Source organism: Rheinheimera nanhaiensis E407-8 (assembly GCF_000296695.1).
In the GTDB taxonomy this organism is placed as follows: Bacteria; Pseudomonadota; Gammaproteobacteria; order Enterobacterales; family Alteromonadaceae; genus Alishewanella; species Alishewanella nanhaiensis.
The window spans coordinates 74,144-99,171 of record NZ_BAFK01000009.1 but is presented as its reverse complement, the minus strand read 5'-3'; the positions used below and the strand labels follow the sequence as shown (position 1 = coordinate 99,171).

Below are 25,028 nucleotides of genomic sequence, written 5' to 3'. Positions count from 1 at the left end.
AATTTCTGCAAAGTGCAGCGTTATAAGCCCGAGCAGGTCAATAGCCATGATTAATGAAAAACGAAATCATCATTTTGTGTCTCAGGCTGAGCAGCGGCTTAATGCCATCGATTCTTCGGTCTCTAAAAAGAATCAGAGAATATATGCGTTTTCGATCACGGATAGAGAAAACTATCAGATTTCCCTAGAAACACCAACTGGAACAAAAATTAAAGAAACGTTGAGTTTCGATGATTTGTTTACAATTGATATTCTAGATGACCGCCTAAGAGTTAATTTAGAGGACTTTTTCAGCAGTTATGAACAAGATGTGAGCATTTTAACTCAATCCCTTTTGCTCAAACTCAAGTCTGGCAATCAGGATCTTAAAACAGAAATACTGAATATTTTCGCAATGAAGCTTATCAACAGTTTTAGGAACCCATTTTGTATTGAAAAGACACTAAATACAATTGGTAATCTGGCTAACTACTCTCCTTCGGACGAAAAACTTAAAGATATTTACAAAAAAATAGACAGCGGCAATCAAGCTTCAATAAAGGAATTTGCCAACAACTTCTCGGTAACGGAAGAGCAATACAGAAAGTGGATGAAATCGCTCTTTATGCTATTGGTGCCTAAAGATACGCAAGGTATAAACCTCGTTGACATGATGATAAAGGAATTCTTCGAAAATACAGATCAATTTATAAATGTGTATGTTCACATCTATTCAGGTGTTGAAGAGGGAAAGCACTCACTATTGTCTGATCGGGGTTTCACGCTTTTAACTGATCTGGAAGCACATCTTGCGTATGAGTTTAATTTAACTTGCAATGCTTTCATAAGTTACATTTTTACAGACATAAAAAAGGCAGGTGTCAATCAGCTAGGTGAAGACGTTATGAAGAGCATCTTGAGGATGCAATCAAAGAAACCTTCTGAATTAAAAATTCATTTTTGTGAAAACAATCTAGAAATTTTGTCCCGATACAATAAAAATGTAGTCTATCAGTCTTATGAAAATGTTTATTGTAAGAGCAAAGTAGTTTATGGCTTATAACACAGCCTAGCACTGCGACAGTTTTTTCGTTGCGGCTTCGCCTCCACTACAAAGCTGCGCGTTTTAGCCACGTTAACGTCCGGTTTTCGCTCTTAGCAGACCATGAAAAAGCCGGGACAAACCCGGCTTATTATTCAAAACAAACACTAAATCAACTGTATCCCACCACCAAAACTGCGGTAGATGCCAACTAAGCGGTTAAAGCTTTGCTGTTGCACTACTGCCAGTTGATCGCGGCTGCGTAGTAGTTCGCGCTCGGCGTCGAGCAAGGACAAGAAATCACCGCTGCCAGCGTTATAGCGATTGCGGGCAATTTGCACCGCTTTGTTACTGGCCTGCCATTGCTGCTCGGTGCTAAGTTGCTGCTCACGGCTTAAGTTATAGCTGTTAAGCGCTAACTGCATCTCGTTGATAGCATTAAACACCTGCTGCTCAAACTGCGCCAGTGCGATTTGGCTGCTGGCCTGCGCCTGGCGGATACGGGCTTTTACCGAGCCTAAATCGGCGGCTTGCCAGCTAAGCGTTGGTGCCACTGACCAGCTTTGCGTATCGCCATTAAGCGCCAGGCCGGGGCCGGAGATAAAGCCTAAAAAGCCGCGCACCGACAGGTTGGGGTATAAATCGGCCGTGGCGATACCAATTTCGGCGGTGCGGGCGGCTAATAAGCGCTCAGAACTTGCCACATCAGCGCGGTAACGCAGGTAGTTCTCCCCTTCAACCACCGCCACCGGCTGTTTCAGCTCCGGCAAGTGCGGTACCGCACCGAGGTTTAATGTACCGGGCTTTTGTGCCAGCAAGGCTGACAAGGTGGCATCGGCCGTTAACAACGCCACCCGGTACGCCGGCACCATCGATTGCACCTGATGCAGCTGCACCTCTATTTGCGACAGCTCCAGCTCAGAGGCCATGCCGGCCTCTAACCGCGCCAGTACGATGGCGCGGCTTTGCTCTAGGTTTTGCAGGTTTTGCTCTGCCACCAGCAGCCGCAGCTGGGCACCGCGGTATTCACCATAACTGGTAGCCACCTGGCTGATTAACTGCACCTGGGCGTCATGCCATAAAATATCGGCCTGCTGCGCCTGTGCATCAAACGCTTCAGTAGCGCGGCGGATTTTACCGAACAGATCTAAATCCCAGCTCAGGTTTGCGCCGCTGCTGTAACCTCGGCTGATCACGCCGTCATCCACAGCGGCTACAGTGCCGTTTTCACTGGCCTGATAGCCGGTGTTTAAGCTGCCTTTGGGCAGTAAGTCGTTATTGGCATCGCGAAACACCGCATAGGCCCGCTCGACATTGGCTCTGGCCGCGGCCAGGTTGCGGTTTTCAACCAGGGCCCGGCTGATCAGCTGGTTTAGCGCGGCGTCGTCAAACGCCTGCCACCAGTTTTGCAGCTGTGCTGCCCGCTGATAAGGCGCGTCGATACGGATATCAGCCACCTTTACCGGTGCCTGATAATCCGGCCCGACGGCACAGGCACTAAGTGACGCCACCAGTACAGCGATGGCCGACAGTTTGATCGTATTACGCATGAGTCACCTCCGCAGTATCTGTTGTTGCTTGCTGCTCTGCAGGCTGTTTGGCTTTGTTGTCACCACGACTTTTCGCATCACTACGTTTGGCCAGCATGTAATAGAACAGCGGCGTTAAAATCAGGCCGAAAATGGTTACGCCTATCATGCCAGCGAATACCGCCACCCCCATGGCCTGGCGCATTTCGGCGCCGGCACCTGAGGAAAACACCATCGGCACCACGCCCATAATAAAGGCGATAGAGGTCATTAAAATTGGCCGTAAGCGTAAGCGGCCGGCTTCCAGAATCGCTTCCATTGCGGTCATGCCATAGTCTTGCAGCTCTTTGGCAAACTCGACAATTAAGATAGCGTTCTTGGTGGCCAGGCCGACCAGTACTATTAAGCCAATCTGGGTGAAGATATTGTTGTCACCACCGTAGATCAGTACGCCGCTTAATGCCGATAACAGCGTCATCGGGATGATCAGAATAATCGCCAGCGGTAAGCGCAAGCTTTCGTACTGCGCCGCCAGCACCATAAACACCAGCAGGATCACCAGCGGGTAGATAAAGATACCGGCGTTACCGGCCAGAATTTGCTGGTAGGTTAGCTCGGTCCATTCGTACGTCATGCCGTTGGGCAGGGTTTCCGCCAGGATTTTCTCAATCGCCGCCTGCGCTTCGCCACTGCTGTAACCCGGCGCCGGGCCACCGTTAATTTCAGCGGTGGTAAAGCCGTTGTAGTGCATAACGCGGTCTGGGCCGGCACTATTGGTCACGTTAATAAAGGACGCCAGCGGGATCATCTCGCCCTGGTTGTTGCGCACCTTTAACTGGCCAATTTGCTCTGGCGTTTGGCGGAACTGTTCATCGGCCTGCATATTCACCTGATAGGTGCGGCCAAACTGGTTAAAGTCATTCACATACACCGAGCCCATATAGGCCTGCAGCGTTTGGAACACTTCATCCAGTGCCACGCCCTGCTGTTTGGCTTTAGTGCGGTCGATATCCAGATCCAGCTGCGGCACATTGACCTGATAGCTGGAGAACACACCGGCCAGCTCTGGCGTTTGCCAGGCCTTCATCATCACCTGCATGGTGACGTTATACAGCTCTTCGTAGCCGTGGTTGCCGCGGTCCTGAATTTGCAGCCTAAAGCCACCAATGGTGCCCAGCCCCTGCACCGGCGGCGGCGGGAAGATAGCAATAAAGGCATCTTCAATACCGGCAAACTGCTGGTTTAGCGCACCGGCAATGGCATTGGCCGATAAGGCGGCGCTGTCGCGTGCCTCAAAGCTGTCCAAACCGACAAACAATACCGCGCTGTTCGGGCTATTGGTAAAGCCGTTAATGCTCAGGCCCGGGAAGGCAATGGCATTGGCCACGCCGGGGTGCTTAAGGGCAATATCAGACATCCGCTTTACCACCGCATCGGTGCGCTCCAGTGACGAGGCATCCGGCAGCTGGGCAAAGGCCACCAGGTACTGTTTATCCTGCCCCGGTACATAACCGGTGGGCGTGCTGGCAAACTGCAGGCCGGTTAAGCCGACCAAAGCGATATAAAGCACACCGACAATGGCGCCAAAGCGGATCACCTTACGCACCAGATAGCCGTACCCCTGGGATAATTTGCCGAAAAAGCGGTTAAACGGGGTAAATAACCAGCCGCCTAACAGTTTATCCATAACACGGGTTAAGCTGTCTTTTTTCTCACCATGGCCTTTTAACAGCAGGGCCGACAATGCCGGGCTTAGCGTTAACGAGTTAATGGCCGAGATAAAGGTAGAAATAGTAATGGTTAAGGCAAACTGCTTATAAAACTGCCCGGTTAAGCCCGACATAAAGGCGGTAGGAATAAATACCGCTGCCAGTACTAAAGTAGTTGCAACGATAGGGCCGGTGACTTCTTTCATCGCTTTTTGCGTTGCGGCCACCGGTGATAAACCGTCGCTGATATTGCGCTCGACGTTTTCTACCACCACGATGGCGTCATCGACCACGATACCGATGGCCAGTACCAGGCCAAATAAGGATAACGCATTTAGCGAAAAGCCCATCAGCTGCATAAAGGCAAAGGTACCGACTAAGGATACCGGCACCGCCACCAGCGGGATAATAGAGGCGCGCCAGGTTTGTAAAAACAGCACCACCACCAGCACCACCAGCAACACCGCTTCAAGCAGGGTTTTGACTACCGCTTCGATAGAACCGCGCACGAATACCGTTGGGTCGTATACGATGTCGTAGGTTAAGCCATCCGGGAAGCTTTTTGCCAGCTCGGCCATTTTGGCGCGCACATCATCGGAGATTTGAATGGCGTTTGAACCTGACGCCTGAAAGATCGGGATCGCTACCGCTTCTTTGTTATTTAACAAGGAGCGCAGCGCATAGGTTGAGGCACCCAGTTCAACCCGGGCCACATCTTTTAAGCGGCTGATTTCACCGTTGGCGCCGACGTTAATAATGATATTTTCAAACTCTTCCACCGCCGCTAAGCGGCCTTTAACGTTAATCAGCAGCTGAAACTCGGCCTCACCACTTGGCTGCGCGCCTAAACTCCCGGCGGCGGCCTGCTGGTTTTGCTCACGAATCGCCTGTGTGATTTGCGCCGGCGACAAGCCCAGCGCCGCCACTTTGTTCGGGTCCAGCCAGATACGCATGCTGTAGTCACCAGCGCCAAACAGCTGCACTGAGCCTACACCTTCAATGCGCGCCAGCTCATCTTTTACATTAAGCGCGGCGTAGTTTGACAGGTACAGCATGTCGTAACGCTCGTCCGGTGAGGTTAAATGCACCACCATGGTTAAATCCGGTGAGGATTTCTCGGTCACCACACCTAAGCGCTGCACTTCCTGCGGCAGACGCGGTTTGGCGCGCTCTACCCGGCTTTGCACCTGGGTTTGGGCTAAATCGACATCGGTACCAATGGCAAAAGTCACGGTTAACGTCATGCGGCCATCGGAGGTGGCCTGCGATGACATATACAGCATGTTTTCCACGCCGTTAATTTCCTGCTCCAGTGGCGAGGCCACCGTTTGTGCAATCACTTTCGGGTTGGCGCCCGGGTAGTTGGCAGTGACTACTACGGTTGGTGGCACCACTTCCGGGTATTCGGTAATGGGCAGCTGCCACACCGCGATAGCGCCGGTGATAAAAAACAACAAGGAGATGACCGCAGCAAAAATTGGCCTGTTAATAAAAAATTGCGAAAACATAATGTGTTCCTTAACCCCGTCCAGGTGTTTTGCCGGCATTAGCTGTTGCTGCGATATCAGACGTTGCTGCGAACGACGCGGCGGCCTGATCCAGCAGCTGCTGCGCATCTTTTAGCGCCGCCAACTGTGCGCTGGACGCCATATCAACCAGTTTGGGTTCAATTTGCATGCTGGGCCGTACCCGCTGCAGGCCGTTTACCACTATGCGGTCAGCGCCGCTTAGGCCTTTGTTGACAATGCGCAGGCCGTCAAGCTTCTGGCCCAGTTCAATGGCGCGGTACTCCAGCTGATTACTGTCATTCACCAGCAGCACAAACTTGTTGTTTAAGTCGGTACCTATGGCTTTTTCGTCAATCAGCACGCCGTCATAGGAGGCGCTGCCAGCCAGCCGCAGTTTGGCATACAAGCCCGGTATTAACTGGTTGTCGTTATTGGCGAAGCTGGCACGCAAACGGATAGTGCCGGTTTGCGCATCAATGCGGTTATCAACAAAGTCGATATGGCCGATATGGCTAAAATCCTTATCGTCGGCCAGTGCCAGATACACCGGGTTGGCCCGGGCTTCGCGCGTATCAGCGCGTTTACCGTCCTGCGCCAGGCGGGCGTACTTCAGATAGGTTTGCTCATCAACATCAAAGTAGGCATACATTTTTTCGGTCGACACCAGGCTGGTCAGCTGGGTTTGGCCGGCAGTAACATAATTACCTACTGTGACCATGGCGTTAGACACCCGGCCACTGATGGGCGCGGTTACGCGGGTATAGCTTAAATCCAGCTCGGCGCGCGCCAGCGCCGCCTTAACGGCAGCCACTGTCGCGGCAGTTTGTTTTTTGCGTGCCTGGCGATTATCCAGCACTTCAACCGAGATAGCCCGCTGCGCCAGCAAACGCTGGGCGCGCTCGTATTCGGCAAGCGCCAACTCTGCCGCGCTTTGTGCGCTTAACAGCTCAGCCTTTAACCGCGCCACGTCGGCCGCGAACGGTTTGGCATCAATGGTCAGCAGCACATCCCCCTCCTGCACCAGCGCACCTTCGTCAAACAGGACCTGCTCCACATAGCCGGACACACGTGGCATCAGCGTTACCGTTTGCGGCGCCTGCAAGCGGCCGCTAAATTCGTCCCACTCGGTTATGCGCTCAACCACCACCTGTGCCACACTGACCTGCGGTGCAGCAGGCGCCTGCGCCTGACTGGCCGCCTCGGGGTTGCCACAAGCGGCCAAAACCACGGCCGCAACGCTGGCTAACATAAAACTTCTTACGGTGTTTGTTTTGTTCATGACATTCTCTCCACACTGAAAGCGGTGCACGCCTGAAAAATAAACTTAAATTGAACTTGCTAGTTTTGTACTGGTCGGTAAATATATAGCACTCGCCGTAACAGTCAATTTATTTTTGTACCGAGTGGTATATTAATTTACTTCTAACTAAGATGATTTTGTTCTAACTGGCTGTTTAGGGCCGGGAATGGGCCGCTGGCACGCCGAATATGTACTAATTGGTAAGTAACCCTTGCTGGACAAGGGCTACTTTGCTGTTTACTATATGAGCATCTTTGAATACAGGAGCTGGACAATGTCAGCAGTAGGTAGCTCTTCGCATGTCGGCCGGCCACGCGCTTTTGATATGGACACGGCGCTGGAAAAAGCGTTAGAGGTGTTTTGGCGTAAAGGTTATGACGGTACCTCGTTGTCGGATTTAACTGAAGCGATGGGGATTAATAAACCCAGTTTGTATGCCGCTTTTGGCAATAAAGAGCAATTATTTTTAAAAGCGATCGAGCTGTACGAAAGCCGCCCCTGCGCGTTTTTTCTGCCGGCGCTGGAAAAGCCTACCGCTTATCAGGTAGCCGAACATATGCTGTACGGCGCGGCGATGACTATGGCAGATCAAGCTCATCCACAAGGCTGCGTGGTGGTGCAAGGCGCACTGTCCTGCTCGGAGGCCGCCGCCGTGGTAAAAGAAGCTTTGATTAACCGCCGGCTGGAAGGCCAGCAAAAACTACTTGAGCGTTTTGAACGCGCCAAAACTGAGGGCGATCTGCCCGCTTCAGTGGATGCCGAGACCCTGGCGCAGTACCTTGGCACTGTGCTGCAAGGCATGGCCATTCAAGCCAATAACGGCGCCACGTCTGAGCAGTTGCGAAAAGTAGCTGAAATGACTCTGCTCGCGTTTCCACGCTAAGCCTTGGTGGCAAATATATCTGCTTAGGCCCCTGTTTTTGACCAGCAGAACACTTTAAGATCGGCGCCTCTGCCAACCCTGCTGCGGCGCTGTTATGCAAAACGTCCTGTTGTATCTGGTTACCGTGTTAATTTGGGGCTCTACCTGGTTTGCTATCGAGTTCCAACTGGGTGAAGTTGCCATCGAAGTGTCACTGTTTTACCGTTTTGTTATCGCTGCCGTACTGATGTGGCTGTTTTGCCTGTGGCGCCGGCTGGATATGCGCTTTAGCCTGAAGCAGCATGGTTTTATTTTGCTGCTGGCCAGTTTAAATTTTGCGCTGAATTTTCTGCTGATCTATCAGGCGCAGCAGTATTTGTCCTCGGCCATGACCGCCATTGCCTTTACCACCATGCTGCTGATGAACATTATTAACACCCGGCTGTTTTTTGGCTCGCCAGTGGCCAAGCGCATCTATTTTGGTGCCCTGTTTGGTATCGCCGGCATAGTAGTGCTGTTCTGGCCCGATCTGGACGGCATCGATTTTAGTAACGCCAGTTTAATCGGCCTGATATTGATTTTGGCCGGTGCCTTGTCGGCGTCGTTTGGCAATATGGTCAGCGTACGTAACTCGCGTGAAAACATGCCGATTATGCAGGTAAATGCCTGGGGTATGCTATATGGCAGCATCGTGCTGGGGCTGGCCGCCTGGCTAAAAGGTGATAGTTTTACCTTCAGTACCCAGCCGTCTTATATTCTGTCGTTGCTGTATCTGGCGGTGTTTGGCTCGGTTATCGCCTTTGCCAGCTACTTTGCCCTGCTGAAAAAAATTGGCCCACAGCAAGCCAGTTACACCATAGTACTGTTTCCGTTGGTGGCGGTGCTGCTGAGCACCTTATTTGAAGGCTTTGTCTGGAGCCTGTATACCCTAAGTGGTTTTGCGCTGGTACTGCTGGGGAATGTGCTGGTGTTAACGCCCTTTGAGCGCATTAAACCGCTGTTACAGCGTCGCCGGGCGCTGCCGTCGTCACTTTAACGCCCAACCTCCAGCGCGAAAAGTCGCGCTGCACTACCGGCGTTCTTTGCAGCAGGAACTTTGGTTTATTTAAAGCCCACCTAAACACAGGTATTTAAGCTCGGTGTAATCGTCCAGGCCGTATTGAGAGCCTTCGCGGCCAAAGCCAGATTGCTTCACGCCGCCAAAGGGCGCGGCCGCATTGGAGATAATGCCCTCGTTAATACCTACCATGCCAAACTGGAGTTGTTGAGCCACACGAAACACCCGGCCAATATCGCGGCTGTAAAAGTAAGCGGCCAGGCCGTACTCAGTGCTGTTCGCCAGCGCAATGGCATCCTGCTCGGTGTCAAACATCATCAGTGGTGCCACCGGGCCAAAAATTTCCGCGCGGCTTATCGCCATATCAGCGCGCACATCGCACAGCAAAGTAGGCTGGTAAAACTGTTTACCGGCGCTGTCGGCTTTACCGCCGAGCAATAAGCGGGCGCCATCCGCCACCGCGCTTTGCACTAAGTTGCTGACTTTTTCCAGCGCGTTGGCATCAATTAGCGGCCCGATTTGGCTGTCGCCGTTTAAGCCATCGCCCACTTTCAGCTGGGTAATGGCAATCGCCAGTTTATCGGCAAAGGCCTGATACACACCGCGCTGCACCAAAATGCGGTTAGCACAGACACAGGTTTGGCCGGCATTACGAAACTTGGATGCCAGCAACCCCTGTATGGCAGCGTCTAAATCGGCATCGTCAAACACGATAAAGGGCGCATTGCCACCCAGCTCCATCGTGACCCGTTTGACCCCGTCGGCGCATTGCTTCAGCAGCTGCTTCCCCACTGCCGTAGAGCCGGTAAAGCTGAATTTGGCCACCAGAGGGTGCTGGGTCAGCACCGCGCCGATGGCTTTGGCATCACTGCCCACCACCACATTAAATACGCCAGGCGGAATGCCGGCCTGGTCGGCAAGTTCTGCCAGGGCCAGCGCCGACAATGGCGTTTGCTGCGCCGGTTTGACCACAAAGCTGCAGCCGGCTGCCAGTGCCGCAGCGGCTTTACGCGCAATCATCGCATTGGGGAAATTCCACGGCGTTATCGCCGTTACCACGCCGACCGGCTGACGCTGCACAATGATGCGCTTATCGTTGGCAGGCGCCGGTATGGTATCGCCATACAGCCGTTTAGCTTCTTCGGCAAACCACTGCAGATATGACGCGCCATAGGCAATTTCACCTTTGGCCTCGGAAAGCGGTTTGCCCTGCTCCAGCGTCAGCAAGCGGGCCAGTTCATCCTGATGTTGTAGCACCAACTGATACCAGCGCTGTAGCAGCTCGCTACGTTTGGCTGCCGGCAACGCCGCCCAACCAGCAAAGGCGGTACTGGCAGCCTGTACCGCTTGTTCGGCTTCAGCCGCACCGGCATCGCTGACCTGAGCCAACAGCTGCTGGTTCGCCGGGTTGACTACGGCAAACTTTGCTGGCATGTCGCACCAGCGGCCATTGATATAACTGCTGGTTTTAATCAGTTCATCTGCTATTTGCTGCAACATGGCGGTTTCCTCCGTACGCTAATACTATAAGCCGCTGCTGCGCGCTACGCGCCGCGCTATCGCCTGCTGTAATAAGGCCGGGTTAGCACATAACAGGCTAAATTGCTGCTTCGCCCGGGTAATGCCGGTGTACAGCAGCTCACGGCTTAACAGTGGGCTGTTGTCCGGCGGCAGCACTAAACAGCAGTGGTTAAACTCCGAGCCCTGCGATTTATGCACGGTAATGGCAAAAGCCGTTGCTACTTCGGTTAAGCGGCTGGGCAGTACCCATTTAAGGCTGCCATCGGCCAGTTGAAATACCACCCTCAGCTGGCCACTGTGTGGCTGGGGTAGCGTGATGCCAATATCGCCGTTCATTAAGCCTAAGCTGTAATTGTTACGCTGCATCATCACTGGCCGCCCGGCATACCACTGCCGGCGGCCATCAATAAAACCGGCCTCGGTTAACCACTGGCCCACCTGAGTGTTAATACCCTCCACACCCCAGTCGCCACTGCGCAGCGCGCACAGCAGCTGAAACTGGCTGTAGCGCTGCAGTATGCGATGAGCCCAGCTATCGGCATCGGCGTCATGTTGCTGCAGCAGCGCCAGATACTGGCTAAAACCGGCCAGCACCAGCGGTTTTAATGCGCTGAGGCTTTGGCCCGGCAGTAAGCTGATATCGGCAAATTGGCCAAACAGCGCCGGCGCGCTGCTGTCGCCGCGGTTAACCGCAGCGGCCAGCATACCGATACCGGATTTGGCATCAAAGCGGTGGCTGTGCCGCAGCATCACCGTGGCCTGATTCAGCGCACTGCCCTCACCGGCAAACTCAGTCAGTGCTACGTCGCTAAAGGGTGCTAACAGCTTAAGCGTATCAGCGCGGTAAGCGCCCAGCTCGGCGCCGCGGCAGAGATCGCCCAGCACTGAGCCGGCCTCTACCGACGAGAGCTGATCTTTATCGCCCAGCAGCACCAGTTGTGCCTGTGCCGGTAAGGCGTCTAACAGCGCCGCCATCATTTCCAGATCGATCATCGAGGCTTCATCCACCACCAGCACATCCAGCTGCAGCGGGTTTTGCCCGTTGTGTTTAAAGCTACGCCGGTTGGGCAGTGCGCCCAATAAGCGGTGCAAGGTGGTCACTTCTGTTGGAATGCCAGCGCTGAGCTCCGCCGGTAAACGGCTTAAAGCGCCGCTAATCGACTCGGTTAAGCGCACTGCAGCTTTACCGGTCGGTGCCGCCAATTTGATCGTTAACGCCTGCTGTTTAAGGCGGGCGCCATATTGCAGCAGCGCTAACAGCTTGACGACTGTGGTGGTTTTACCGGTGCCGGGGCCGCCGGTAATAATGCTAAAGCGCCGCTGCAGCGCCATAGCACAGGCCAGTTTTTGCCAGTCGATGGCGGTAGCGGGCGTCGGCACTGGCGCAAACAGCTCTGCCAGCTTTGCCGCCACAGCAGCGGCTAACGGCAACTGCTGCGACAGCCGTGCACTGAGCTGCTGTTTCACTGATTGCTCAGCCTGATACAGCCGGTGCAAATACAACCGGTTGTCACTGAGCACTAAGGGGGCGGCACTACCGGCATCCTGTGTCAGCCAGCGGCTTTGCGTCAGCGCCTGCTGATACTGCTGCAATGTCAGGCCGTGTAATATGGCCGAGGGCCTGTCGCTAAAGCGCTGTAAAAACTGGTTTTGTGGCGGCAGGCTGAGCAGGCCGTCGGGGTCATCAACTAAATCACTGAGCAAAATACAGCTGTGGCCACGGCCATATTGATGACACAGCAGCGCACACAAAAGCCACAGCAGCGGGTTAGGCTCGTCGCTTAACTGATGCAGCGTTTGCGGCAGCTGTGCATCTAAGGCGCGCAGCCAGCGCCGCTCTACCCAGCGTTGCAGCAAGGCTTGCATTTGGCTTAAATCGTTAAGCGGACTGGCGCCGGCTGTGCTGTTAACTGCAGTCTGGCTGGCAAATAAATCCAGCTGTTCACGCTGTGACATCAACGACCTCCTCGCCGGCAAACAGGGCATCAAGCTGCCACAACAGTGGCATATCGGCTGCAAGCGCTAACTGGCCCTGCTCGGGCGCACGGATAAACCAGTACAGGGCGCCGCCAAGATAACGCTCGGGGGCGCTGGCATAACCGGGTTGACGCAGCTTTAACAACCGGTGCAGTGCCAGTAAGTACAACGCGGCCTGTATATCGTAGCGTTTATCCAACAGCGCCTGCTGCATCTGCTCAGCGTTGTAATGGCTGTTATCCGGCCCCAGCCAGTTCGATTTATAATCCAGTACCCAGTAGCGGCCATCGCTGCCCTGCAGCGTTAAATCGATAAAGCCTTTTAGCATACCGTTTAGCGTATCGGGCAGTAGCGCCGGGCGCGCCGCCGCTGGCAATATCGCCCGGCTAATCAGTTTATCCAGTTTAACGACATTTACCTGCTGGCTTTGCAGCCAGAACTCCAGCTCGGCGCGCACCTGCTGAAGCCCGGCCAGGCTGCTGCCCACCGCCTGAAGGGGCGTGTGCAACATCTGCGGTAGCCACTGGCTTAATACCCCTTGCCAGCTTTGCCAGTTATGCCGCGCCAACTGCGGCGCCAACAAGCTGGCAATGGCGCTGTCGTCACAGCGGGCAAAGCCGTGTTGCTGCGCATCTTCCAGCAGTTGGTGTAAAAAAGTGCCCGGCAGGGCGCCGCGCGGAAAATCGTGAATAGATGCCTGCTGCTCGCTGTAGGCACTCTGCTCTAACGCTTCTTCCTGCAGCAGTGCCAATAGCGGCGTATCGGCAGCGCTCTGCTCAGGTTGTAGCAACGGTTCAGACTGTGTTTGCCGCTCAGCAGTTTTTAACGCCGAATAACTGGCGATCCACCAGTGTTCGCGTTGCACTGGCTGGTGTAGGCTAAGCGCTGGTGTCAGTTCTGCCTGCACCTTAGCGGGTGTGTAACGGCAAAACGGCGGCAGCGGCTGCGCCTGCCAGGGCAAGGTGGCCAGTAAACTGTTTAATTCAGCCAGAGTAGGTTCGTCTGATATACCCAGTAAATAGCCCAGCGCACTCTGGCTGAGTTTGCTGCTTTTGCCGGCGCCTTCACTGAACAGCCCCAGACCAAGATAGCAGGCATACACCGGCCGGGTCAGTGCCACATACAGCAGACGGATATCTTCCAGCAGGCGCTCGCGCTCGGCCAATTGCAGCGCTTTATCATCAGGGGTTAAGTCCAGCACCATTTCAGTGCCGTTAAAGTAGCGCTGCGGCTGGCCTTTTTTCACACTTTTAACGCCGCAAATAAAGGGTAAAAACACCAGGTTATATTGCAGGCCCTTACTTTTATGAATGGTGACCACCTGCACCAGCTGCTGATCGCTCTCCAGCCGCAGCTGCTGCTCATCAGCACTTTTCGGGCTGGCCAGCTGCTCGCTAAACCAGCGCAGTAAGCCGCTTTCACCATCGCGCTGCTGGCTTTCGCTTTGCAACAGCTCGGCGACGTGCAGCACATTAGTCAGCCGCCGCTCGCCTTGTTCGGCTGCCAGCCATTTGCTGGGTAACTGAAAATAATGCAGCCAGCTACTGAGCATCGCCAGCACGCCCTTAGTGCGCCAAATATGGCGAAATTGCCGCACTTGCTCGGTAAGTTGCTCCCAGGCCTGTTCATCGTTATACCACTGGCTTAGTTGGGTGTCGCTGTTGCTACTAAGTGGCAACGCCAGTGCGGCGCGCAGCAGGCTTTCATCTTCTACCTGCTGACAGGCGCGTAGCCAGTAAAGCACCGCCTGCGCCTCGGCGCTTTGAAAAATCGACTCGTTGTCAGACATATACACCGAGCGCACATTGCGCGCGCTCAGCTCACGGCGAACCAGCGCCGCTTCGTTTTTATCGCGCACCAAAATGGCAATATCGGCCGGTTGCAGCGCCGTTAAACCGTTAGCTCCGCTAAAACCGGCAGCGCCTTGCTGTGCCTGCTGCAGCAGGCCGGCAATTTCATCGGCGCAGGCCTGGGCCATCAGGGCCTGATAGGCGCCTTTTTTCAGCTCAGCAGCTTCATTAGGGGCCAGGTAATAATTCACCGCAGGGACAGCCTTACCGTTACGCTCAAGCTGCTCGTCCTTGCCCCTGGCCTTAACCGGCAAAAACGGCAAAGCGGTATCGGAGGCGTTGCCAAAGCCAAAGGCGCCGCGCTGCTGCTCAGCGCCGTTAAACAGCTGGTTTACGCCTGCAACCAATTCAGCAGTAGAGCGAAAGTTAGTCGCCAGACTGTAATGGCGGCCGCGGGTAAGCTGCCGCGCCTGTAAATAGGTATGTAAGTCGGCGCCGCGAAAGCTGTAGATCGCCTGCTTGGGGTCGCCGACCATAATAAGGCCACTATCACGGCTGTTAACGTCGGGGTAAATGGCACGAAAAATAGCAAATTGCAGCGGATCGGTATCCTGAAACTCGTCTACCATCGCCAGCGGATACTGCGCCCTGATCCTGGCGGCCAGCACGGCACCGGCATCGGCGCTCAGTGCCGCATGCAGCTTTAGCAGTAAGTCGTTAAAGTCCAGCTCGGCGCGCTCGCGCTTTTGCCGCTCAAATTCACCCTGTAAATACAGCGCCGCATGGTGGCGCACTGCCAGCGCCAGCTCAGGCTTGCTGCTAAGTAACGCGACGCTTTGGTTAAACAGCTCAAACAACGGGTGGCTAACCAATGGCTGGCCCTTTTTCTGCCCGGCGCTGAGCTTATCAGCACTGAATTTTTCTACCATGGCGGCAAAGTCCGGCTCGCTGCTGTGCAACAGCTCAGGCTCAGCCAGCATACGCTGCCACCACTGCCGTTCGCTGCTCCAACTGGCGGCGCGGTATTTATTACCGTTTAGCCAGCCGTTGGCGTAAGCATCGTCCAGCAGCTGCAGGGCGTCCGGGCTTAGCGCCTGTTGCAGATCGCGACAATGCGCATCCATTTGATCTTGCCACTGCAACAAGGGCGCGGCGGCCTCTGCCGGACTAAGCGGCGCCGGCAGCGCGACACCGCCGGCATTAAAACAGATATTGGCCGCATCGGCTTGCAGCCAGGGCCGCACATCGCTTAGCAGGGCTTCAGGTGAGCTAGCCACATTACCCAGTGCTTTTAACAGCGCGGGTTCATCCAGCGGATAAAGAAAACGGCGCCAGTAATCACAGGCCAGGGTATGTAGCAGTGTCTGGTTGTCATCAGAGAGTGTTTCGCCAAAGCGCATGCCTGAGTCGAACGCATGCTCGGCCAGCATACGCTGACACCAGCTGTGAATAGTGAAAATGGCGGCTTCGTCCATCCACTCTGCCGCTATGCTAAGCCGGCTGGCACAGGCCGCATGCTGCGCTGGTGGGTACGACGTTAACAAGGCCGCTAAATAGTCATCGTCGCTCTCGCCCTGACGAAAGGCATTGGCCGCCTGTACCAGCCGGGCACGAATACGATCTCTAAGCTCGGCGGTGGCGGCGCGGGTAAAGGTCACCACCAGAATTTGCGGCGGTAACAGCGGCTGGTTAAAACGGCTGCTGTCATCGCCATGGCCCAGCACCAGACGTAAATACAGCGCCGCCAGAGTATAGGTTTTGCCGGTACCGGCGCTGGCCTCAATTAAGCGGCTGCCGTGCAGGGCAAAATTAAGTGGGTTAAGTAAGGTGACATCGCTCATGCGTCAGCCTCCTGCCGGGTGAGCCCGGCCACCGCCACTTGCAGCATAGGGCCGTACAGTTTATCGGCCCAGTCGGTAAAACCGGCATCGAGCAGGCTGGCAAAATCCGGGTAATAGCGCGCCAGCTCAGGCGCATCGTCCAGCTCACCGCTTAGGCTGTAACCGCCCTCGTATTGCTCGCGGCATTTAGCCAGATCGCCGCTTTGCAGATAACAGAGCGCGGTTTTCGGCATTACCGGCAGCGGCTTTATCAGCCCTTGCTGCCAATAGCTGACCAGGTTATCCAGCTGCGCGCTGGCATGGGGTTGCGTTAAGGGTAACAGATGCACCGCATCGTCCAGGCCAAACTGATAGGTACTGACGGCTTCGCCCTGCGCATTGGCGGCCAACTGCTGTAAATAACTGCTGCGCAGCGTATGCCAGCGCAGCTCGCCTTTATTGCGAATGGCGCTGGGCCTAAGCTGCAGCAAGGCCTGCTGGCCGCTGGGCGCTGCAAACAGATTGCTCAGGCTGTCATTAAGCGCTATGCCGGCTGGCTGCAGCGCCAGCGGTAAGGGTGTGCTGCGCCGCTGCCAGGCAATACCGCAGCTTTGGTAGCGGGCGAACACCACTTTGGCCTCGCGGCTAATCTCGGCCGCGCTTAACAGGCCAAATAGCGCCAGCGGCAATTTGGCCTGAGCAGCCAGCCTGGCGACGGCCTGGTCGATATCTAACGCTGGCTCGGCGAGCAGCTGTAACAGCAGTTGCTGCTTCAGCTGATACAGCTCCAGCGTATTAAGCACAAAGGGCTCGCTGTCAGCACTGGTAAGCTCTGCCTGATAAAAGCGGGTTTTAAAGCGCTGCTGTAAGTAATGCCGGCACGGGTTGGCCAAAAAATCATCCAGCAGGCGCAGGCTTAGCGGCGGCAGCTCAGCGCTGGGTTGGCTGAGTGCATCAGGCATGGGGGCCAACTGATGCGCCGCCTGCCATTCATGGGCATAAGTGGGCAGCGTGCCGTTAAAATACTGTGGTGAAAACGGCTGCAGCGGATAACTGTGACACAAGGCTTGTGACACTGGCTGGCCTGAGGGGTGCTGCCAGCCGCTGTCGAGCAGATCCATTAACTGGCTTAGCAGCACACTGGGCGGCAGCTCGCTGTTGTTGCGGATATCCCGCCCTACCCAGCTTAAATACAATGCATCGCGCGCACTTAGCAGCGCCTCTAAAAACAGGTAGCGGTCATCATCGCGCCGCGAGCGATCGCCGGCGCGGTAGTCATGCGCCATTAAGTCAAAGTCATCGCGCATGCGTGCGCGCGGGTAGTCGCCGTCATTAAGCCCCAACAGGTAAATGCGTTTAAACGGAATAGCGCGCATTGGCATTAAGGTAGAAAAGGTCAGGCTACCGGCTAAAAAGCGCTGGCTTAAACCCGTGCTGTCGGCTTGCGCCAGCCAGGCTTCACGCAGTACCGCCAGGCTAATGTCGCCGCTAAAATCACCGCTTTGGGCAGCCTGTACCAAGGTCGTCATGCCATCGCTGAGGCGGGCGTATATTTGCTGATCCTGCGCTTCGCTAAAATCAAACAGGCTGGGCAGCAGGCCATCTTCGGCCACTAATAATTGCTGCCACTGCAGCAAACTGCGCAGGCTGTTATCGGCACTAAAGCACTGCTGCCAGCGTTTTAACTGCTGTACAAACTGCAGCACCGGCCCAAGCTCAGCCGCGGCTAAGCCGGCCACCTCAGTGTAAGGCGCGCAGCCTTGCCAGCTGTCGACCTCGCCGATGGCAAAACCGAGCAGCATACGTTCGATGGCAAACATCCAGCTGTACTGACTGCCGGGCGCGGCTAAATCTAAACTGGCGCGCTGCTGTGCATCCAGCCCCCAACGGGCACCGGCTTCAGTCAACCATAACCGCAACTGCGGCAGCGCCTCGCTGCTGATACCAAAACGGCGCTGAATGGCCGGTACGTCCAGCAGATCACACACTTCGCTTAAACTAAAGCGCTGCTGCGGTAAATCCAGCAGGTATTCCAGCGCCAGCATCAGTGGCTGGCTGCCGCGCAGGCTCTGATCTGCCAGGGTATAGGGCAAAAAGCGGGCATCGTCCTGCGCCAGCCGGCCAAACACCGCATGCACATGGCTTTGGTACAGGCTGATATCCGGCGTCATAATGATCACATCGCGCGGTTTTAACTCAGGGTCGGCGGCAAAGGCGGCGATCAGATTATCCTGCAAAATTTCCACTTCGCGCTGACGGCTGTGTGCCAGATGAAAGCTGATGCTGTTGTCATCTGCACTCAGCATCCGCGGCGGATTGGGTGTGGGGTTAAGCTCCAGCATATCCTGCTGTAGCTGCGCCAATAGCGGCAAGGTGCTGATATCGGCCACCGGCTCGGCGAATAAATCAATGCGGCCATTAAACCAGTGCCGGTATTGCTCGCTGTGATCAAAACCATCCAGCAGGCTGATATAGTCACGCCCCTGCTTGCCTAAACTGGCCAGCAGCACAGGCGCATGTAAATACAGCGCATCGCTATCCAGCACCGGCGGCAGGCCGGGTTTGCGGCCGTGGCGTTTTTGTGCGCTGCGCACTTCATCTTTAGCGTTAGTGATATCGCCCCAAAAATGCCGGCACGGGTTTAACACCGTCAGCAGTACCTGACGCTGAGCGCCCAGCGCCGCCAGCAGTTCTACCGTTTGCTGCGGCAAGGACGATACACCAAACACCACGATGCGATCGGGCAGTAAATCGGGCCGCGCCAGCTGGCCTTGCTGCAATGCACAGAGCGCCTTGTTGTGCACATCAGCCCGGCTGGAAAAGGCCAGGTCACCCAGCACGTTACTCATCTGGCTTTGCAGCAAACGCCACAGCGCCGGCTGCCATAGCTGGTCGTCCGGCACCTGCAGTTGCGTGCTGCCAGGCAGGGCATTGGCGCCATCACGCCAGCTTTGCAGCCAGTCGGCGCGGTACACCTGATACTGGTCAAATAAGTCAGCTAAGCGTTGTGCCAGCTGATAGCTTTTACGGCCATCGCTGTCATCCTGCAAATAACGCTTAAGCGGCTGATACACGCTGTCGGTAAGCCTGGGCAACAGGCCAAGCAGACGCCAGCTGAGGTTCAGTTTGTCATACGGCAGGCTTTTCGGGATGCTATCGCCCAACACCGCGCGGTACAGCTGCCAGACAAACTGATTCGGCAGCTCGACCTTTAAGCCGGCGGCAATGCCGGGGTGGCCATTGGCGGTTTCGGCCAGCGCCATTTTCAGCCACTGCGCTATGCCATTGCTTTGCACCAGTATTTGCTCGGTACCCAGCACCGGCACCGGCTGTTTACTCAGCCATTGCACCAAGAGCTCGCGCAGGCTTTCCAGCTGATTGGCGTGGATAACAACAAAACCGGGCTCTGGCATGCGAATTCTCTGGCAAAACAACATGCTGGCAGGTTAGCACAGCCACTGGCGTTTGAGAATGCGCGGCCCCGCACCCAGCGCAGTGGCAAATTGGTCAAGCCGGAATAAACACGCTAGCATAAGGCATCACCTTAAGTGCAGGAGCCGTTATGCGGGCAGGAAAATGGAAAATCTGGTTAATGTTAGCGGTGGTAGTCTGCGCCGGCTGCGCTGCACTGGCCGGCCTGGAGCTGGACAAACAGTACGGCCGCGCTACACCAGATAACCGCGCCGCCATCAGCAGCGATGCAGATGAGCATTTTAACCAACAAATTAAGCCACTTATCGATGCGCGCTGCGTGGTATGCCACGCCTGTTACGACTCGCCGTGCCAGCTGAATATGGCCTCCACCGACGGCATAGCACGCGGTGCCCATAAAGAAAAAGTGTATGACGGCACCCGCTTACTGGCCGCTACCCCTAACCGGCTGACACTGGATGCACACAGCATCACGCAGTGGCGTGAACGCGGCTTTTTTCCGGTACTTAACGAGCGCAGCCAAAACCCCACTGCCAACACCCAGGCTTCGGTACTGGCCAGAATGCTTGAGCTTAAACAGCAACAGCCATTGCCCGACAGCACCATTTTGCCCAAGGCGTTTGATTTTAGCCTGAACCGCGAGCAAAGCTGCCCCACCATTGAAGAGTTTGACCACTTTGCCCGCCGTGAGCCGTTAGCGGGTATGCCTTATGGCTTACCGGCACTAAGCCGTGACGAGCATCAGCTTTTGATCAGCTGGCTGGCGCAAGGCGCGGCCATGCCAGCCAGCGCGCCGCTTAGTGCACAGCAGCAGGCCGAAGTGGCTAAGCTGGAGCAGTGGCTAAATGCCGATGATCTGAATAGGCAGCTCAGTGCGCGCTATATTTACGAGCACCTGTTTACCTCGCAGCTGTATTTCAGTGCCTTGCATACCCAGCACCAGACACCACAGTTTTATCAGCTGGTACGCTCAAAAACGCCGCCCGGCACGCCGATAGACGTCATTAGTACCCGCCGGCCCTTTGACGACCCGGGCGTGACGCGGCCTTATTACCGGCTGCTTGCGCTAAGTGCGACTATTGTCAATAAAACCCACCAGCCGTATGACATTAATGCCGATTTACTGGCCAAGTGGCAGCAGTGGTTTGTTGATGCCGATTACCAGGTAAGCGAACTGCCCGGCTATGAACCCGAGGTGGCCGCTAACCCGCTGACGGCCTTTGTGCAGTTGCCGGTTAATGCGCGGTACCGCTTTATGCTGGAGCGGGCCGAAAACACCATTATGGGTTATATCAAAGGCCCGGTATGCCGTGGCCAGGTGGCGCTGAATGTGATTAACGATCACTTCTGGGTATATTTCGTTGCGCCCGAGATGGCCAGCAGCAAAGATGTAGAAGAATTCTATTTATCGCAGCGCGACAACCTGCGCTTACCGGCCGAAAAAGACAGCAGCACCCTGGCGCTGAGCTGGGTCGCCTTTGCTAAACGCCAGGGCAAGTATGTGCGGGCGCGCAGTGCCTTTTTAAACCGGGTATTACAAGATGGCCGCCACTTAACCGAGCAAGGCCTGTGGCATGGCGATGGCGCTAACGACAACGCCAGCCTGACGGTGTTCCGCCATTTTGATAACGCTACGGTGGTAAAAGGCCTGCTGGGGCAGCCGCCGAAAACCGCCTGGGTAATAGATTATGCGCTACTGGAGCGCATTCACTACCTGCTGGTCGCCGGTTTTGATGTGTACGGTAACTACGGCCATCAGCTGATGACGCGGCTGTATATGGATTTTCTGCGCATGGAGGGTGAGTCGAACTTTCTGACGTTTTTACCGCCCGAAGAGCGCCGGCGCGAGTTTAACAACTGGTATCAAAAATCCGGTGTCGAGCTGACCGCCTTTATCCGCGATGACATTAACTCTTTTGCCCAGCCCAGTGGCTTAAGCTTTAGCACCGACAAACCCAAAGCCGAGTTGTATCAGCGTTTTGCTGCGCATTTAGCGAAGGTACAGCCGACACGCCATCAGCTAAGCCAGGCAAGTTTAAGCGACAATAGCCGCGCTTTACTGGCAGAGCTGGGCAAACTGCACGGCACCACGGCGTCGATTTTGCCCGAGCTAACGATGATTATGGTAGAACCTGCAGATGACGGCGAAGTGCAGCTATTTACCCTTATTCGCAACAGTGCGCATTATAATGTCAACAGCCTGTTCAGCGAGGCGGATAACCGCAACCCGGCCGAAGATAACATGACGCTGGTGTATGGCCTGCTGGGCAGCTACCCCAATGCCTTCTGGCGGGTAAAAGAAGCCGATTTAGCCAAACTGATAGCGCAGGCACAGCAAATTAACAGCGAGCAGGATTACGCCAGACTGCTGGATAACTTTGGCGTAAGGCGCAGTAACCCCAGCTTTTGGGCCTTTAGCGATAAACTCAACCGGCAGTTTATGCATAACCACCCGGTAGACAGCGGCTGGCTGGATTACAACCGGTTGGAAAACCGCTAATAGAGCCCTTGCAACCACGGCGAAAGTGGTTATAATTTCGCCGCTTTCTTAGCTTTGGAGCTGATAACTGAAATGAACAACTAAATCCTGATTATCCGTGTTTTTTCTTGGACTTATCAGGGTTAGTGGCTTCGTTTTAGTTAGGCTGTCGTTAGCATTGCCTTACTTTGCCGCCCGTCCCTGAGCAATCGGGAGGCATTATGGCGCTATTTACTTTCTCTTCCTGCAGTTTCAGCCTGGCCAACGGTGATGAACTGTACAGCAATATTCAGCTTCAACTTGATGCCGGTTTAACTGCCTTGATTGGCCGCAATGGCGCCGGTAAATCGGTACTGGCCGCGCAACTGGCCAATCAGTATCCGGCAGATGGCTATTTGTTAACACAACTTCCGCCCGCGCATTGGCAGCAGCAAACTATTGCCGAGTTATTGGGTATTAGCACCACGCTTACAGCGCTGCAGCACATTGCTGAAGGCGATTACAGCGATGCCACCCTGGCGCTGATCGACCAGCACTGGACTCTGGCAGATGATTTACGCACTGAGTTAGCCCGGCTTAACGCCGACACAGATATCTGGCAACCCTGCAGTCAGTTAAGTGGTGGCCAGCTAAGCCAGCTCAGGCTATGGTGGGCATTTTATCAGCCCAAGCGTTTGCTGATACTGGACGAGCCGTCCAACCATCTTGATGGTACGGCGCGGCAATGGCTGTGCCAGCAGCTTGGTCGCTTTCTCAGCAGACGCAACACTGCGATACTGCTAATCAGCCACGACCGTCAGCTACTGCAGCAGGTCAGCGTGATCTATGAGTTAAACAGTTTAGGGCTGCGCCGGTATGGTGGTAATTATGCGTTTTATCAGCAGCAACACCAGTTTCAGCAAAGTGCGCTGCAACAACAACGTCAACAGGCTGAGCACAAGCTTGCCCAGCAGCAACGCGCGGCCCAGAATGCCACAGAGCGCGCCGCCAAACGCCGGCAACAGGGTGAAAAACAGCGCGGCAGCCAGGCCAGTGTGCTGCTGGATTACCAGAAAAACCGCGCACAACAGGCGGTAGCTGCACGGCGGGGCCAGGAGCAGCAACAACTGCAGCAAACTCAGCAACAGTTACAGCGACTAAAAGCACAGCAGGAAGTCATTAAGCCTCAGCAGTTTTATCTGCGAACACCGCTCAGCGCCAGTAATAAACTGCTGGTGAATGCCGTTGCTTTACGCCTGGCACGTGGCACTAACGCAGCACTTAATTTTAGCTGGCGCAGCCAGCAGCGTATCCAGTTACAGGGCGCCAATGGCTGCGGTAAATCCAGTTTGCTCAAAACACTGGCCGGCACATTACAACCCGCTAGCGGTGAGCTACAGCTGAACTGTGCCGTGCAGTATCTGGATCAGCATTTTAGTCTGCTACACCCCGCTGGCAATGCGCTCGACAACCTACAAAACTATTGTTCAGCCCTGAGTGAAACCAACGCCAGAACACTGCTTGCCAGCGTTGGCTTGCGTGGTGATAAAGCCTTAACCCCTGCCGGACAGCTAAGCGGCGGTGAAAGAATGAAACTTGCCATGCTGATGGTTAGCCAGCACAGCGACAGCCTGCTGCTGTTGGACGAGCCGGATAACCATCTGGATTTGGCCAGTAAGCAGTTGCTGGCTCAAGCATTACAGCAATATCCGGCGGGTTTTGTTGTAGTAAGCCACGATCCGGACTTTATCTCTGAGTTAGGTATAGATACGCAGTTGCATCTTTTGCCTTGCAAAGGCTAATCTGCGATAAGTCGAACATGCTACAGGAAATGACGATTGATCCTGCGGCCGTTATCAGCAGTTCATGAGGCCTCATTTTCTTGAAGCTCGGGTTATCTTAAACAGGAAGCATCATGGATTACAAGGTATTGATTTTCAGTGGCAATTTCCAGTACGGGGTCGTTGATGACTTCATAGAAGGGATAGTTGATGGTATAGGTGAGAAATACCAGATTGTTCAAGTAAATCTGTCTGATAAAAGTAACTTGGCAAGTATTTTGACAGCTAGTTTGTTCGATAATGTGAAGTTTATTGTCTCAGTAAATGCATTAGGCTCCGATCTCATTCCGCATTTTCCGGTGATGAACAAGATCCCATTTTTTTCTTTGCTTCTTGACCATCCACTGCATTCGATGACCCGTTTCTATGGAACAAATATGCGACTGCTGTGTGTAGATAAAGACCATGTAAATTTTGCGAGACTCGTTGGCATGAACGCAGAATTCTTTCCACATGCAGCACGGGTAAAAAGCAATAGTTATCTCGATAAAAGCTTTGAGAGTAAAGATGGCATTTTATTTCCAGCCAGTTTTTTTAACGTTGATGCTATTAAGGAAAAAATCATCAAATTCTTTCCACAGGGTTTCGAGCTACTCAATGACGGTATCGTAGAAAATATAAACGATTTTTTACTAAAGCTTGGGTTTATGGACAACCGCAGAACCCCGATGATACAGCTCAACAAAAATTCTATCGGTGTTTTAATCCAATGCGATTTATATTTGAGAGCACGCAGAAGACTTCAGATAATACAGGACTTTGCGCAATGCGGCGTAAGCCTAAACATTATAGGCAGCGGATGGAGTGCTTCGACTAAATTAGACACACATCGCTATTATGAGCCAGAACCTTTTAACGAGTTGATTCAAAGGATGGTCAGAAGCCGGTTCGTACTGCACCACTCACCAGGTTTCAACCTCGGCTTACATGAGCGGATTACATACCCGCTTCTGCACAGAACCATGGTCTTAGCGGCCGGAAACGATTATCTCAAAGAGCAATTTAAACCAGGAAGCGGTATCCTTTTCTATGACGAGATTGATAAAGTTGAATCGTTAATAAAAAGTGTCGATGACGAGCGTTACTCAGAAAATGTTACAAGAGGCTCAGAAATTGTGGCTAGGAACTACATGTGGAGTAAAAGTGTGTCCAAACATATTCAATAGCATGCAGTTTCAAGCTGGCAGCAGCCGAACATCAATA

Annotated in this window: 13 protein-coding genes; 6 read left to right on the top strand and 7 right to left on the bottom strand. The window is 54.3% G+C overall.

Annotated features, from left to right (window positions below; all coding sequences use genetic code 11):
• Positions 1 to 46 precede the first annotated feature (46 nt).
• The gene (locus RNAN_RS09350) at positions 47 to 1,042 is read left to right on the top strand and encodes a hypothetical protein (RefSeq protein WP_008221138.1); all 996 of its coding nucleotides are present in this window, start codon (positions 47 to 49) and stop codon (positions 1,040 to 1,042) included.
• A gap of 146 nt (positions 1,043 to 1,188) precedes the next feature.
• Here RNAN_RS09350 and RNAN_RS09345 read toward each other — a convergent pair whose 3' ends face one another.
• From RNAN_RS09345 to RNAN_RS09335, 3 genes are read right to left on the bottom strand one after another with little or no spacing between them, the layout of a single operon-like run.
• On the bottom strand, positions 1,189 to 2,571 hold the full coding sequence (locus RNAN_RS09345) for an efflux transporter outer membrane subunit (RefSeq protein ID WP_008221137.1): 1,383 nt from the start codon (positions 2,569 to 2,571) through the stop codon (positions 1,189 to 1,191).
• Complete coding sequence (locus RNAN_RS09340; RefSeq protein ID WP_193385551.1) at positions 2,564 to 5,770, bottom strand: efflux RND transporter permease subunit; 3,207 nt, start codon at positions 5,768 to 5,770, stop codon at positions 2,564 to 2,566. The genes RNAN_RS09345 and RNAN_RS09340 overlap by 8 nt, the downstream gene beginning before the upstream one ends.
• Before the next feature lie 7 nt (positions 5,771 to 5,777).
• Positions 5,778 to 7,046, bottom strand: a complete 1,269-nt coding sequence (locus RNAN_RS09335) for an efflux RND transporter periplasmic adaptor subunit (protein ID WP_008221132.1) — start codon at positions 7,044 to 7,046, stop codon at positions 5,778 to 5,780.
• Positions 7,047 to 7,341: 295 nt separating this feature from the next.
• Here RNAN_RS09335 and RNAN_RS09330 point away from each other — a divergent pair, with 295 nt between their 5' ends.
• Together RNAN_RS09330 and RNAN_RS09325 are read left to right on the top strand one after the other, a co-directional pair.
• Positions 7,342 to 7,950, top strand: coding sequence for a TetR/AcrR family transcriptional regulator (locus RNAN_RS09330; RefSeq protein WP_008221129.1), 609 nt, complete (start codon positions 7,342 to 7,344; stop codon positions 7,948 to 7,950).
• A 94-nt stretch (positions 7,951 to 8,044) separates the two neighbouring features.
• Complete coding sequence (locus RNAN_RS09325) at positions 8,045 to 8,965, top strand: DMT family transporter (protein WP_008221127.1); 921 nt, start codon at positions 8,045 to 8,047, stop codon at positions 8,963 to 8,965.
• Positions 8,966 to 9,034: 69 nt separating this feature from the next.
• On the opposite strand, the gene RNAN_RS09320 is transcribed toward RNAN_RS09325, so the two are convergent.
• Genes RNAN_RS09320 through recC form a run of 4 tightly spaced genes read right to left on the bottom strand, consistent with a single transcriptional unit; the run spans position 9,035 to position 19,507 of the window.
• Positions 9,035 to 10,486, bottom strand: a complete 1,452-nt coding sequence (locus tag RNAN_RS09320) for an NAD-dependent succinate-semialdehyde dehydrogenase (RefSeq protein WP_008221124.1) — start codon at positions 10,484 to 10,486, stop codon at positions 9,035 to 9,037.
• Positions 10,487 to 10,510: 24 nt separating this feature from the next.
• Positions 10,511 to 12,463 (bottom strand): exodeoxyribonuclease V subunit alpha, encoded by a 1,953-nt coding sequence (gene recD / locus RNAN_RS09315; protein ID WP_008221122.1) that lies wholly within the window; start codon positions 12,461 to 12,463, stop codon positions 10,511 to 10,513.
• Positions 12,450 to 16,115, bottom strand: a complete 3,666-nt coding sequence (gene recB, locus RNAN_RS09310) for an exodeoxyribonuclease V subunit beta (RefSeq protein WP_008221120.1) — start codon at positions 16,113 to 16,115, stop codon at positions 12,450 to 12,452. Before recB ends, recD begins: the two co-directional genes overlap by 14 nt.
• The gene (gene recC, locus RNAN_RS09305) at positions 16,112 to 19,507 is read right to left on the bottom strand and encodes an exodeoxyribonuclease V subunit gamma (RefSeq protein WP_008221118.1); all 3,396 of its coding nucleotides are present in this window, start codon (positions 19,505 to 19,507) and stop codon (positions 16,112 to 16,114) included. Before recC ends, recB begins: the two co-directional genes overlap by 4 nt.
• Positions 19,508 to 19,656: 149 nt before the next feature.
• On the opposite strand from recC, the gene RNAN_RS09300 reads away from it, so the two are divergent.
• From RNAN_RS09300 to RNAN_RS09290, 3 genes are all read left to right on the top strand, one after another.
• A complete protein-coding gene (locus RNAN_RS09300; RefSeq protein WP_008221113.1) occupies positions 19,657 to 22,026 on the top strand; it encodes a fatty acid cis/trans isomerase in 2,370 nt (789 codons plus the stop codon).
• 200 nt (positions 22,027 to 22,226) lie between these two features.
• Positions 22,227 to 23,786, top strand: a complete 1,560-nt coding sequence (locus RNAN_RS09295) for an ATP-binding cassette domain-containing protein (RefSeq protein ID WP_008221111.1) — start codon at positions 22,227 to 22,229, stop codon at positions 23,784 to 23,786.
• A 113-nt stretch (positions 23,787 to 23,899) separates the two neighbouring features.
• The gene (locus RNAN_RS09290; protein WP_008221109.1) at positions 23,900 to 24,991 is read left to right on the top strand and encodes a glycosyltransferase family protein; all 1,092 of its coding nucleotides are present in this window, start codon (positions 23,900 to 23,902) and stop codon (positions 24,989 to 24,991) included.
• Positions 24,992 to 25,028: the final 37 nt, after the last annotated feature.

Excerpts from the sequence above, each read along its gene's own strand:
- recD (WP_008221122.1), bottom strand. The coding sequence starts at position 12,463 with ATGTCACAGCGTGAACAGCTGGATTTATTTGCCAGCCAGACTGCAGTT.
- RNAN_RS09320 (WP_008221124.1), bottom strand. The coding sequence starts at position 10,486 with ATGTTGCAGCAAATAGCAGATGAACTGATTAAAACCAGCAGTTATATC.
- RNAN_RS09345 (WP_008221137.1), bottom strand. The coding sequence starts at position 2,571 with ATGCGTAATACGATCAAACTGTCGGCCATCGCTGTACTGGTGGCGTCA.
- RNAN_RS09350 (WP_008221138.1), top strand. The coding sequence starts at position 47 with ATGATTAATGAAAAACGAAATCATCATTTTGTGTCTCAGGCTGAGCAG.
- recC (WP_008221118.1), bottom strand. The coding sequence starts at position 19,507 with ATGCCAGAGCCCGGTTTTGTTGTTATCCACGCCAATCAGCTGGAAAGC.
- RNAN_RS09330 (WP_008221129.1), top strand. The coding sequence starts at position 7,342 with ATGTCAGCAGTAGGTAGCTCTTCGCATGTCGGCCGGCCACGCGCTTTT.
- RNAN_RS09325 (WP_008221127.1), top strand. The coding sequence starts at position 8,045 with ATGCAAAACGTCCTGTTGTATCTGGTTACCGTGTTAATTTGGGGCTCT.
- RNAN_RS09295 (WP_008221111.1), top strand. The coding sequence starts at position 22,227 with ATGGCGCTATTTACTTTCTCTTCCTGCAGTTTCAGCCTGGCCAACGGT.
- recB (WP_008221120.1), bottom strand. The coding sequence starts at position 16,115 with ATGAGCGATGTCACCTTACTTAACCCACTTAATTTTGCCCTGCACGGC.
- RNAN_RS09335 (WP_008221132.1), bottom strand. The coding sequence starts at position 7,046 with ATGAACAAAACAAACACCGTAAGAAGTTTTATGTTAGCCAGCGTTGCG.
- RNAN_RS09290 (WP_008221109.1), top strand. The coding sequence starts at position 23,900 with ATGGATTACAAGGTATTGATTTTCAGTGGCAATTTCCAGTACGGGGTC.
- RNAN_RS09300 (WP_008221113.1), top strand. The coding sequence starts at position 19,657 with ATGCGGGCAGGAAAATGGAAAATCTGGTTAATGTTAGCGGTGGTAGTC.